Source organism: Paenibacillus allorhizoplanae (assembly GCF_927798215.1).
Lineage (GTDB): Bacteria > Bacillota > Bacilli > Paenibacillales > NBRC-103111 > Paenibacillus_E > Paenibacillus_E allorhizoplanae.
Window position 1 is genome coordinate 113,099 of sequence record NZ_CAKMMW010000005.1, and the last position, 11,647, is coordinate 124,745.

The following is an 11,647-nucleotide window of genomic DNA, read 5'->3' on the forward strand; positions in this document are numbered from 1 at the left end:
TGATGATTGGTACTATTCGAATTAATCTCATCGTAGCTTTGTTAGCTGGAATTTTTACGTTTGCCTTATCGATAGGCAATAATCTATTTTTATCATCTTGTATTAAAGCAGGATACAGCTTTCTCATTTTATTCGTTGTCACATTTGGATTTAGATGGGTATTAGGGTTATTAATTGGACCTGTTTCTTCACTGGAGGATTCATTACTCGAGAACTCCTCATCCGCGGTTGGTCAGAACTTAGATCTAAGCACACCCGATGAGGATGAAGAAACACGTCAATTAATGAAGTCGAACCACACGAATCAGACAAAAGATGCACAATCTAATGATATGCAATTTTCACCATTGAATCCACCTAAGCTAGTCACCAAGAATAATTTGGACCCTGAACAACTGGCGGGTGCCTTGAGGCGAATGTCTGAAGATTAAGGATGGTGTATCATTAATCATGATTGATCAAAAGCAAGTTCAACTTGCAAATATTGATTTATGGAAACAGTGGAAAGAACAAGGTGTTATTGCGGCTAGACAAGCTCTAATAGAGAACTACTTACCCTTAGTGGAGTATGTCTCAGGCAGGTTAGCCATTGGTCTTCCCAAAAGTGTATCCAAAGATGACTTATCTAGCTTTGGAGTTATGGGATTAATTGATGCTATTGAGAAGTTTGATTATGCAAGAGGCTTACAGTTTGAAACCTATGCTTCATGGAGAATTCGCGGGTCAATCATTGATGGCTTACGTCAAGGGGATTGGGTTCCAAGGTCAGTTAGAGAAAAAGCTAAAAAAGTAGAAGACGCTTATCAAAAGCTCGAACAACAATATCTACGATCAGTTACAGATTCGGAGATAAGCACTTTTTTGCAAATTAGTGAACAAGATTTCCAACAAATGTTACAGGATATTTCTGTTACTACGATTTGTTCGATTGATGATCCCATACGCGAAGAAGAGTCAGAGACTAGATTATCCCTTATCGTAGATGAGAAAGCCAAGAACCCAGAGTCTCAAGTAAACGAGTTTTATTTGAAAGAATCATTGGCGAAAGCAATAGATCGTTTGACAGAAAAAGAAAGAACCGTTGTATCACTATTTTACTTCGAAGAGTTATCATTAAGTGAAATTGCTGAGGTCATGTGTTTATCACCATCTCGCATTTCTCAATTGCATTCTAAAGCGATCTTAAGACTTAAAGGTGTACTCGGAAGATTTAAAAATCAACTTTTTCAAGATAATTAAACTTATTCTGAAAGTATGGAAAGGTGGTATGTCCGTGAGTGAAGGGAACATGCCTTTGGATTTCTTCATAAGTATTACTGTGTCAGATGACAAGTTATCTGCTCATTTACTTATCAGTAATACTGAAGATACGTTTAAAGTCTCAATTGGGCAATTATTAGACCTGGTTCAAAAAAATCGTATTATTCATGGAGTAAATCAAGTAGTGCTTGCAGAAATTGCAGCTAATCCTAAATCATTTTCTCTTAAAAAGACACTAATTGCCACGGGAACTAAACAGGTAGATGGTCAAAATGGATATATTAAATTATCTTTTGACTTCGATGACAACGAAAAAAAACCTTTGGAGCTGGAAGACGGCCGGGTCAATTATAAAGAAGTTGTATCCATTCATAATGTTAGAAAAGGGCAATTGATTGGTCAACGCTTTTTAGCTACAGCCGGTACACCTGGTCGTGCAGTTACTGGCGAAACGCTCTTTTCAAAGTCAGGTAAAGAAGCTAGATTCAAAGTAGGTAAAAATGTTGTAACTGATGCGGAGCAGATGGGGCTATACGCAACGATTGATGGCATGGTAGTCCGAACGGATCGGGATAAAATAAACGTATTCCCTGTGTACGAGATTAATGGGGATGTCGATTATAATATTGGTAACATTGACTTCATCGGTACAGTTGTTGTTAGAGGGAATGTTCTACCTGGGTTCAAGATTCGAGCAGCTGGAGACATTCGTGTGACCGGTGGTGTTGAAGCCGCGGAGCTTGAAGCAGAAGGATCGATTGAAATCTCGGCAGGTATTGTAGGGCAAAATAAAGCTTTGATCAAAGCTGGAAAGAATGTGAAGAGTTCTTTCATCCAAGATGCCACGATTGAAGTTTCTGGTGATCTAAACGTTTCCCAAAGTATCATGCATTCGACGGTGAGAGCGGGCAGAAGTGTCAACTGTGTGGGTGCAAAAGGTTTAATCGTAGGCGGGACAATTCAAGCTGGAGAACGCGTTGCGGCTCGAACAATTGGGAATTCAATGTCTACTGCAACTGTTATTGAAGTAGGTGTTTTGCCAGAATTGCGTAATGAAATGATTCAACTTCGTAATCAACTGAGAACACTAAGTGAGAATATGGAGAAGACTAGTAAAGCGCTTACTTTGTTGGATCAATTAGCTGCAGCGGGCCAGCTCAGTCCTGATAAACTTGCCATGCGTATCAAACTTAATAATACGAAGAAGCAGTCGGTGGATGAACAAGTATCGATCAAAGAACGGATTTTGGAAATTGAGAAATCTCTAGAGGATTCTGAGAATGCAAAGGTTCAAGTTATTTCGACGATTTATGGTGGTACCAAAATTGTTATTGGTCGTTACACGAAATTTATTAAAGATCCAACGAACCGAATGACTTTCCGACTAAGTGAAGGCGATATTGTCATGAGTGCAAATGTGTAAGTGTGGGAGGGAGTAGACGATGAGTTTCAAAGCCATCGATTTACAATTCGCTGTACACAAGAACGATGAGGCTGGTATAAAGCAGAATCAATTGATGCAGAAGCCGCGGCAAGATGGAACAATTCTAGAAAATCAAGCTATACAATCAACGGAACGTGATCGAGGGCGGTCAAGCAAACTTGAAGAGAGTGGACGCGCTGATATCTTAGATCGTCGTGAACAGAAAAAAACGCAAATAGGTAAAGGTAAGACAAGAGGGCAATTAAATAATCTTTCTACGGATCCGGAACACCAACCGGACCATCCCTATAAAGGTCATCATATTGACTTCTCCCTCTAACTTGCTATAGGAAAAGGTGAACTATATGGTTATGCAGCCGGTGCTCTATGTCATCCTTCTCGGTCTTGTGATGATTGTTTATGCGAGATTTATACCGAAGGAACAAACGACGGCTTCATCCGCAAATGCTACGGTTGTGCAGGAAATCGAAGATACGATAGAACATTTCGCCGCTGAGATGGATGAACAGAATCAAGCGATGCTTGATCTATTTTCAAAGACAAAACAAGATTATGAAGTGGAGCTTGCTAAGTTAGCTGGCCGATTGGAAACCTTGGAGCGTCAAAAGCACGAGTTGTCCAAAGAGCTAACGACTCTTCATGTGAATCAACCGCCAGTTCTTTCTCCTACGGAGATGCTTAGTGCTCTGAATACACCCAAGCATGGTATTCCTGCTTCTGTAAATGTAATCGAAATTGCTCCTGATCTTCTTCCTGATGAGCCAGTCTATGTGGGTTTAAGTATGAAGAGCAGATATTCTGAATTGTTTACTTTACATGATCAAGGGAAAAGCGTGGAGGCTATTGCCAAAAAGCTTAGTATGAATAAAGGCGAGGTCAGTTTGATCCTTCAACTTTCAAGACAGGAGGAAAGGACCCGTGTTTAAAAATAGAGCCTTAGTTACTGGTATTGGGGTAGGTATACTTGTTGGCGCTATTCTTCTTCAAGTGATGCTGATTCGTCCAAGTAACCCGAGCAAGTCAGGTATATCGTTGGAGGAGATGGATCCTCAGAAGCTCAAGGAAGAGGCCTCTAAATACTATTTAGTACTTGAGAAAAATGTGAAAATGTATACCCAAGCCGAATTAGATTCAGCCGTCCAGAAGAAGCTAAAAGAAGAAACGGATAAATTATCAGCAAGTAAACCACAAGATCAGCCTAAAGCATCCCCGCCTGCAGTTTCTTCTAAGATTGTCGTTTATGTTCAGCAAAACTTAGATGCTTCGACAGTAGCTGATTTATTATTTAGAGCAGGTGTAATTTCGGATCGTAAGGCATTCATTACTGAGCTTGATAAACAAGGTGGCAACACCAAAATTCAAGTTGGATACCATGAGTTTGAAGGTAAAATGGATATGCCAACACTTGTAACGAGTCTTATTACAGTTCAATAATCATTGTAGCAAAAGGATCTTTATATAGAGATCTTTTTTTTGTTTGCTTATACATAAACTATCCAATTCAAGGGAAGAATGACATTCAGGATAAAAGGTTGCACCTTGTTTTCAGTTGTGGTATATTTATTCACGGTGTTAAAAACTCACGCCCGTCAATTTGCATAATGGTGCTTACTTCGGTAGGTTTTATGCAAAGATGCGAGGGGCGGCGGATACCAAATAAACCATTTAGAGGAGGGATTGGGGATGGCAGTTATCTCCATGAAACAGCTTTTAGAAGCTGGCGTACATTTCGGTCACCAAACACGTCGTTGGAACCCGAAAATGGACAAGTATATCTTTACTGAAAGAAACGGTATTTACATCATCGATCTTCAAAAAACGGTTAAAAAAGTTGAGGAAGCTTACAACTTTGTTAAATCCGTATCCGAAGATAATGGTACAATCCTTTTCGTAGGAACTAAGAAACAAGCCCAAGATTCCGTTGCTGAAGAAGCAGAACGTTGTGGCATGTACTTCATCAACCAACGTTGGTTGGGTGGTACATTGACTAACTTCCAAACAATTCAAAAACGTATCGATCGCTTGAAAACTCTTGAAAGATGGGAAGAGGATGGCACTTTCGAAGTTCTTCCTAAGAAAGAAGTTATCATTCTTCGCAAAGAGAAAGAGCGTCTTGAAAAATTCCTAGGCGGAATCAAGAACATGAAAGGTTTGCCAAGTGCACTTTTCATTATCGATCCTCGCAAAGAGCGTATTGCTGTAGCAGAAGCTCGTAAATTGGGTATCCCAATCGTTGGTATCGTTGATACAAACTGCGATCCAGACGAGATTGATTACGTGATTCCAGGTAACGATGATGCGATTCGCGCAGTTAAATTGTTAACAGCGAAAATTGCTGATGCAGTTATCGAAGCACACCAAGGCGAGCAAACAACAGCTTAAATTATAGCAATGTGAAAAGGGTGGTTGGAAGGTGTAACAGCCTGTCACCACCCTTTTTTTAAAGAATAAACTAGTGTTACATATAAACAATAAACATTTAACAGGAGGTTTCTTCTAATGGCAGTTACAGCAGCACAAGTAAAAGAGTTACGTGAAAAAACAGGTGCAGGTATGTTAGATTGCAAGAAAGCACTTGAAGAAGCAAACGGTGATATCACTAAAGCAGGAGAACTTCTTCGTGAGAAAGGTCTTTCTGCAGCAGCTAACAAAGCTGGACGTATTGCTACAGAAGGCGCTGTAGAATCTTACATCCACGCTGGTGGTAAAGTTGGCGTTCTTGTTGAGATCAACTGTGAAACTGACTTCGTTGGTAAAACAGAGCAATTCAGAACGTTCTGCAGAGACATTGCTATGCACATCGCTGCAGCAAACCCATCGTATGTTCGTCGTGAAGAAGTTCCAACAGAAGCTTTGGAAAAAGAAAAAGAAATTCTTCGTAACCAAGCTTTAAACGAAGGTAAACCAGAGAAAATCATCGACAAAATGGTTGAAGGCCGTATTGGTAAATATTATGAAGAGTTCTGCTTAATGGAGCAAGCATTCATTAAAGATCCAGACAAAACTATCGACCAATTGTTGAACGAGAAAATTGCTGCAATCGGTGAGAACATCTCCATTCGTCGTTTCGTTCGTTTCGGACTTGGTGAAGGTCTTGAGAAAAAACAAGAAAACTTTGCGGAAGAAGTTATGTCCCAAGTTAAACTATAATAGGCATTCAAAAAAGATGGAACACTTGGTGTTCCTTCTTTTTTAGCCCTTAAAGACATGGAGTTACGCATGGAAACGGAGGTCATACAAGTTGGGTCAACCTTTTTATAAAAGAATAGTGCTTAAATTGAGCGGCGAAGCTTTAGCCGGACAGCAGGGATATGGCATTGATTCAGAAGTGATTACTTCCATTGCTCAACAAGTGAAAGATGTCGTAGAGTTAAATGTTGAAGTTGCTATCGTTGTTGGCGGCGGGAATATCTGGCGCGGAATCGCGGGTAGTGAGAAAGGAATGGATCGTGCAACAGCGGATTACATGGGGATGCTGGCTACTGTCATGAATTCACTTGCTTTGCAGGATGCATTGGAAAACCTAGAGGTGCCAACAAGAGTCCAGTCCTCCATTACTATGCAACAAGTTGCAGAACCTTACATACGTAGGAGAGCTATGCGCCATCTTGAAAAGGGTAGAGTAGTTATTTTCGCCGCGGGAACAGGTAATCCTTATTTTTCGACGGATACGACGGCTGCCTTGAGAGCTGCAGAGATTGAAGCAGAAGTTATTCTTATGGCCAAAAATAAAGTGGATGGCGTCTATTCAGCTGATCCATTCAAAGATCCAACAGCGAAGAAATTCGAAACGTTGACCTATATGGAAGTTATAAGCAACAACCTTGGTGTCATGGACTCCACTGCATCTTCCCTTTGTATGGATAACAACATTCCGTTGGTTGTATTTAATATCACGGAAAAAGGGAATATCAAACGAGTGGTCCTTGGCGATAAAATTGGGACTACAGTTAAAGGGAGCGTATAAACCATGCCTCAATCAGTGAAGAAGAACGCAGAAGATCGGATGGACAAAGCAATTGGAGCACTAAGAAGAGATTTGACTTCACTTCGTGCGGGACGTGCAACACCATCATTATTAGATCGTATTCAAGTGGAATACTATGGCGCAATGACGCCTGTTAATCAATTAGCTAATTTGACAACACCAGATTCACGTACTCTTCTCATTCAACCATGGGATAAGAGCTCTATGTCTTCTATTGAGAAGGCAATTATGAAGTCCGATTTAGGTTTAACACCATCGAATGATGGAATCGTTATTCGTATTGTTATTCCTGCATTAACTGAAGAGCGTCGTAGTGACTTGGTGAAAATGACGAAGAAATTTGGCGAAGAAGCCAAAATTGCAATTCGTAATATTCGCCGTGATGCGAATGACGAAATTAAAAAGCTTGAGAAAGCAGGTATTTCTGAGGATGAGTCCCGTAAACATCAAGAGGACATTCAGAAATTTACTGATAAATTCGTAGCTGAAGTTGAGAAAGTTTTGGCTGCTAAAGAAAAAGAAATCATGGAAGTATAAGATAGATATGCCCCCGGGTATTCATTTGCTGGGGGTTTTTCATCTTTCCCTAGTTGGGAGGAACAACTGTGCTCAAGTTATTTAAGAAATGGTTAAATCCAACACGTAGGCCAGCGAATGCAACAGCAGGGGATATAGAGCTGGACAAAGTACCTGCGCACGTTGCGATAATAATGGATGGAAATGGTCGATGGGCCAAACAAAGAGGCTTGCCTCGCGTAGCAGGTCATCATTCGGGCATGAAAAATGTAAAGAAGATTACAATGGCAGCCAATGATATTGGTGTCAAAGTACTAACCATGTATGCTTTTTCAACTGAAAATTGGAAACGCCCCAAAGAAGAAGTCGAGTTTCTAATGAAGCTTCCTCAGGAGTTTTTCCCTTTAGAAATTGAAGAATTAATTCAGAACAATGTGCGTATTCGAATGACTGGTTGGAAAGATGGTCTACCTGACTATACGCTGAAAGCTATAGAAGGTGCGATCGAGCGTACGAAAGATAACACGGGTCTTATTTTGAATTTTGCTTTAAATTACGGCGGACGTAAGGAAATCATTGCAGGTGTCCAAGATATGATGAAGGATCTGCAAAACGGAAACTTGAACCCGGATGAGTTGAATGAATCACTCTTTTCATCCTATATGTTAACGTCAGATTTACCTGACCCCGATTTGTTGATTCGTACAAGTGGAGAATTGCGATTGAGCAACTTTTTACTATGGCAATTAGCTTATTCGGAATTATGGTTCACAGATGCCTATTGGCCAGAATTCACAGAGGACTTATTTATGCAAGCCATTGCTGAATATCAGCGCCGCGCAAGAAGATACGGTGGTATTTAACATCTGATTGTGTAATCGTTTTTCACTAAAAAGGAAGTCTTAGAGATAAACGTTGTTCATCTAGGGGGATTCAACTTGAAACAAAGAATCATAACAGGCGTTATAGCGGGTCTTGCATTTATTACTCTTCTAGTTCTTGGTGATTTGTGGTATGCAGGCTTGATTGTTCTCGTTTCGATTATTGGATATCGCGAGTACTTACAAATGAATGGGTATATGCCATTTAAACTCACAGCTGTTGCTGGGCTTTTAGCACTTTTATGTTTAACGATCCCATGGGGGTTACTAGGTATTACATGGACATTTTCGTTTACAGCCGTTATTTGGTTTGCCATGTTTTTGCTGCTTTTCATAACAGTTGCTTCCAAGAACAAAATAACGATTGATCAAGTATCTGTGATATTACTAGGTGTCGTTTACATTGGATTTGGCTTTAACTATATGATCGAGGCTCGCTTGGCGGATAATGGATTGTTTTGGACGATCATGGTGTTTGTTTGTATCTGGGCATCGGATGCAGGCGCATATTTTGTCGGTTCGAAGTTAGGTAAACATCCTTTATGGCCACAAATAAGTCCTAAGAAGTCGATTGAAGGAGCACTTGGCGGAGTAGTTATTGCGATGATATTGGCCTTATGCTTTGCATTGTACGCACCGGATCTCTTAAGTGTAGGGAAATCACTCTTATTAGGATTTGTTATTGCAGTAGTAGGACAAATTGGTGATTTAATTCAATCCGCTTATAAGCGTGTTAAAGGAATTAAAGACACGGGAACTTTGCTGCCAGGTCATGGTGGAGTACTCGATCGGATGGATAGTTGGTTAATTGTTTTCCCCTTTATCTATCTGCTCAATTTGATTCCTAACTAATTCTCATGAGCGGGGTTGAGCATATGAAAAAAATTGCCATCTTGGGTTCGACAGGATCCATTGGAACTCAAACCTTGGATCTTGTACAGCATTCGCCAGAAAAGTTTCAGGTTGAGGCGATATCAGCGGGGTACAACAGTGATCTTGTCATTGAGCAGGTTAATCTATTTCGACCTAAGCTCGTTTCTGTTGCTACGAAGGAATTAGCTGAAACTGTTGCTAGGCAAATACCATCAAGTATTAAAGTTCTTTATGGTGAAGCTGGATTGTTGGAGGTCGCAGCTGCCACTGATGCAGATTTGCTTGTAAGCGCATTGGTTGGGAGTCAAGGATTAAGACCAACTTTAGCCGCCATTGAAGCAGGAAAAGATATTGGACTAGCCAACAAGGAGACCTTAGTCAGTGCGGGTCACATTGTAACTGAAGCCGTTTCTCGTAAAGGTGTTGCCTTATTACCTATTGATAGCGAACATTCAGCAATCTTTCAATGTTTAAATGGTGAGAAGCGTTCTCAAATTGCCAAAATCACGATTACGGCTTCAGGTGGCTCATTCCGAGATCGTACGCGTGAACAACTAGTCGGTGTTACCGTGGAGGATGCACTAAAGCATCCGAATTGGTCGATGGGCGCCAAAATTACGATTGATTCTGCGACAATGGTGAATAAAGGTCTTGAAGTAATGGAAGCACACTGGCTTTTCGGATTAGCTTATGAGGATATCAAAGTGTTGCTTCATCCGGAAAGTGTCATCCACTCTTACGTTGAATTTGTAGATCATAGTGTCATCGCTCAGTTAGGTAATCCGGATATGAGGGTTCCTATTCAGTATGCGTTAACGTATCCAGATCGCTATGCAACACCAACAACAAGATTAGACTTAGCTGCAATTGGTAAACTTCATTTCCGTGAGATGGATTATACACGATTCCCTTGCTTGCGAATGGCCTTTGAAAGTGGTAAGCAAGGTGGAATAACGCCCACTGTGTATAATGCTGCTAATGAAATTGCGGTGGCGCGTTTCCTTAAGGGTGACATTTCATTTCTACAAATTGAGGATATTATCGAAGCTTCTTTGCAAAAACATGAATCATATGCAAATCCTACAATTGAAGTTATTCACGAACAAGATCAATGGGCTAGATCGTTTGCAGCGTCTATCCGTTTTTAAATGTCAGGAAGAGATGAGGTCAGCTTGCATGGCTCAGCTCTTCTTTTCAATTTCCGACACCGAGGTTGTTAAGCAAAGTCTATATATTTCACTTAGTTCGTATAATGACCTGTACGGGCATAGCTTGTATTCAGCCGTTCAATAGTGGTAATCTAAGAACAAGAACAGCTGATCTGAAGTAGATGCTTAGAAGGTAGACTCATTTACCGAAAGCGTCGGGTCATTGTTACATAAGGTAGTTTTCTGAAGAAAACCCGAAGGAGGAAATACGACTTGTCGGCTATTGAAGTTGGGTTAAAGGTTATTCTGCTGTTTTTCGTTCTTGTTACGATTCATGAATGGGGTCATTTTTACTTTGCAAAACGTGCAGGTATTTTAGTTCGTGAATTTGCGATTGGCTTCGGTCCCAAAATATTTTCATATAAAAAAGGGGAGACCCGGTATACGTTACGGATTTTACCGATTGGTGGATTCGTTCGCATGGCAGGAGAAGACCCGGAAATCGTTCAAGTTAATCCTGGACAAACGGTTGCAATTAAATTAAACAAACAGAATGAGGTTGCATTTTTGTATCTAGATCAATTAGATCGTCGTTCTAACGTCATCATCGGTGTCGTAGAACAAATTGATTTAGAGCGAGCACTACGCTTATCCCTGGATGTCGACGGCGAGAAAGTGACGTATCCGATTGATCCGCAAGCCATGATGGTGACGAAGGGAACAGAAACCCAAATAGCTCCATATGATCGTCAATTCGGCTCGAAATCCGTAGGGAAACGTGCCATTGCTATCGTTATGGGACCCGTTATGAATTTTATTCTGGCGATTGTTTTGTTCTTCATTGTGGTGATTATGTCTGGTGTGTTCACGAATGTGAAGCTGGATTCTGTTCTTGCAGGTAAAGCAGGTGAGAAGTCAGGCCTTCAGAAAGGCGACATCATCATGTCCATTGATAAGCAGCCTATTGGGGATGATCGGGAGAAACTAGTTACCTCGATACAATCTTCTGCTGGGAAGCCAATGACATGGGTGATCGATCGCGCAGGGAATCCAATTACACTTCAAGTAACACCAGAAATGGAAGCAGGAGCTGGGAAGCTTGGTGTTGTCATTAGCGGTGACCGGAGAAGTGCAACATTGGGTGAAGTATTTACAGGAACCTATGATCAGGTAGTGGGTACTACCATTGGAATCGTGACTGGTTTGCAAAAACTAGTTATGCTTCAATTCAAATTAGATGATCTTGGTGGACCAGTGAGAACTGCTCAAGTATCTGCTGAGTTTGCAAAAATGGGACTGACATACTTAATTTCTTGGGCTGCCACATTAAGTTTATATCTAGGTATTTTTAATTTATTGCCTATCCCTGCTCTAGACGGTAGTCGTCTGCTTTTCATGGGTTTAGAAGCATTGAGAGGTAAACCGATAGACCCGAACCGAGAGAGTATGGTTCATTTTGTTGGATTTGCACTCCTGATGCTATTGATGGTAGCTGTTACATACAATGATATTTTACGATTGATTAAGGGGTAGTCCT

At 40.8% G+C, this 11,647-nt stretch carries 14 protein-coding genes; all 14 read left to right on the forward strand.

The features are described from left to right. The first annotated feature begins 2 nt into the window (after window positions 1–2). The 14 genes from L6I86_RS11295 (at window position 3) to rseP (ending at window position 11,643) form a co-directional block, all read left to right on the forward strand. Window positions 3–431: a hypothetical protein gene (locus L6I86_RS11295; protein ID WP_236287137.1), complete on the forward strand. Its 429-nt coding sequence runs from the start codon at window positions 3–5 to the stop codon at window positions 429–431. Between the two features lie 19 nt (window positions 432–450). Continuing rightward, window positions 451–1,239, forward strand: coding sequence for a FliA/WhiG family RNA polymerase sigma factor (locus L6I86_RS11300; RefSeq protein WP_171635824.1), 789 nt, complete (start codon window positions 451–453; stop codon window positions 1,237–1,239). 28 nt (window positions 1,240–1,267) lie between these two features. After that, entirely contained in the window at window positions 1,268–2,683 is a 1,416-nt protein-coding gene (locus L6I86_RS11305; protein WP_236287138.1) for a DUF342 domain-containing protein, read from the forward strand. 19 nt (window positions 2,684–2,702) lie between these two features. After that, window positions 2,703–3,023, forward strand: a complete 321-nt coding sequence (locus L6I86_RS11310; RefSeq protein WP_236287140.1) for a hypothetical protein — start codon at window positions 2,703–2,705, stop codon at window positions 3,021–3,023. A 31-nt stretch (window positions 3,024–3,054) separates the two neighbouring features. Then, on the forward strand, window positions 3,055–3,630 hold the full coding sequence (locus tag L6I86_RS11315; RefSeq protein ID WP_236287142.1) for a hypothetical protein: 576 nt from the start codon (window positions 3,055–3,057) through the stop codon (window positions 3,628–3,630). Continuing rightward, window positions 3,623–4,138, forward strand: a complete 516-nt coding sequence (locus L6I86_RS11320) for an endolytic transglycosylase MltG (RefSeq protein WP_236287144.1) — start codon at window positions 3,623–3,625, stop codon at window positions 4,136–4,138. Before L6I86_RS11315 ends, L6I86_RS11320 begins: the two co-directional genes overlap by 8 nt. A gap of 249 nt (window positions 4,139–4,387) precedes the next feature. Further along, window positions 4,388–5,086, forward strand: coding sequence for a 30S ribosomal protein S2 (gene rpsB, locus L6I86_RS11325; RefSeq protein ID WP_056625008.1), 699 nt, complete (start codon window positions 4,388–4,390; stop codon window positions 5,084–5,086). A gap of 117 nt (window positions 5,087–5,203) precedes the next feature. Next, window positions 5,204–5,854: a translation elongation factor Ts gene (gene tsf / locus L6I86_RS11330; protein ID WP_057315674.1), complete on the forward strand. Its 651-nt coding sequence runs from the start codon at window positions 5,204–5,206 to the stop codon at window positions 5,852–5,854. Between the two features lie 91 nt (window positions 5,855–5,945). Further along, a complete protein-coding gene (gene pyrH, locus L6I86_RS11335; RefSeq protein WP_056625013.1) occupies window positions 5,946–6,671 on the forward strand; it encodes a UMP kinase in 726 nt (241 codons plus the stop codon). 3 nt (window positions 6,672–6,674) lie between these two features. After that, on the forward strand, window positions 6,675–7,229 hold the full coding sequence (gene frr, locus L6I86_RS11340; protein ID WP_056625017.1) for a ribosome recycling factor: 555 nt from the start codon (window positions 6,675–6,677) through the stop codon (window positions 7,227–7,229). A gap of 68 nt (window positions 7,230–7,297) precedes the next feature. Continuing rightward, entirely contained in the window at window positions 7,298–8,071 is a 774-nt protein-coding gene (locus tag L6I86_RS11345) for an isoprenyl transferase (RefSeq protein ID WP_276574843.1), read from the forward strand. A 75-nt stretch (window positions 8,072–8,146) separates the two neighbouring features. Continuing rightward, window positions 8,147–8,941, forward strand: coding sequence for a phosphatidate cytidylyltransferase (locus L6I86_RS11350; protein WP_236287147.1), 795 nt, complete (start codon window positions 8,147–8,149; stop codon window positions 8,939–8,941). A gap of 23 nt (window positions 8,942–8,964) precedes the next feature. Then, window positions 8,965–10,110: a 1-deoxy-D-xylulose-5-phosphate reductoisomerase gene (locus L6I86_RS11355; RefSeq protein WP_236287149.1), complete on the forward strand. Its 1,146-nt coding sequence runs from the start codon at window positions 8,965–8,967 to the stop codon at window positions 10,108–10,110. 273 nt (window positions 10,111–10,383) lie between these two features. Beyond that, a complete protein-coding gene (gene rseP / locus L6I86_RS11360; RefSeq protein ID WP_236287151.1) occupies window positions 10,384–11,643 on the forward strand; it encodes an RIP metalloprotease RseP in 1,260 nt (419 codons plus the stop codon). Window positions 11,644–11,647: the final 4 nt, after the last annotated feature.

Excerpts from the sequence above, each read along its gene's own strand:
- L6I86_RS11295 (WP_236287137.1), top strand. The coding sequence starts at position 3 with ATGATTGGTACTATTCGAATTAATCTCATCGTAGCTTTGTTAGCTGGA.
- L6I86_RS11300 (WP_171635824.1), top strand. The coding sequence starts at position 451 with ATGATTGATCAAAAGCAAGTTCAACTTGCAAATATTGATTTATGGAAA.
- L6I86_RS11305 (WP_236287138.1), top strand. The coding sequence starts at position 1,268 with ATGTCCGTGAGTGAAGGGAACATGCCTTTGGATTTCTTCATAAGTATT.
- L6I86_RS11310 (WP_236287140.1), top strand. The coding sequence starts at position 2,703 with ATGAGTTTCAAAGCCATCGATTTACAATTCGCTGTACACAAGAACGAT.
- L6I86_RS11315 (WP_236287142.1), top strand. The coding sequence starts at position 3,055 with ATGCAGCCGGTGCTCTATGTCATCCTTCTCGGTCTTGTGATGATTGTT.
- rpsB (WP_056625008.1), top strand. The coding sequence starts at position 4,388 with ATGGCAGTTATCTCCATGAAACAGCTTTTAGAAGCTGGCGTACATTTC.
- tsf (WP_057315674.1), top strand. The coding sequence starts at position 5,204 with ATGGCAGTTACAGCAGCACAAGTAAAAGAGTTACGTGAAAAAACAGGT.
- frr (WP_056625017.1), top strand. The coding sequence starts at position 6,675 with ATGCCTCAATCAGTGAAGAAGAACGCAGAAGATCGGATGGACAAAGCA.
- L6I86_RS11355 (WP_236287149.1), top strand. The coding sequence starts at position 8,965 with ATGAAAAAAATTGCCATCTTGGGTTCGACAGGATCCATTGGAACTCAA.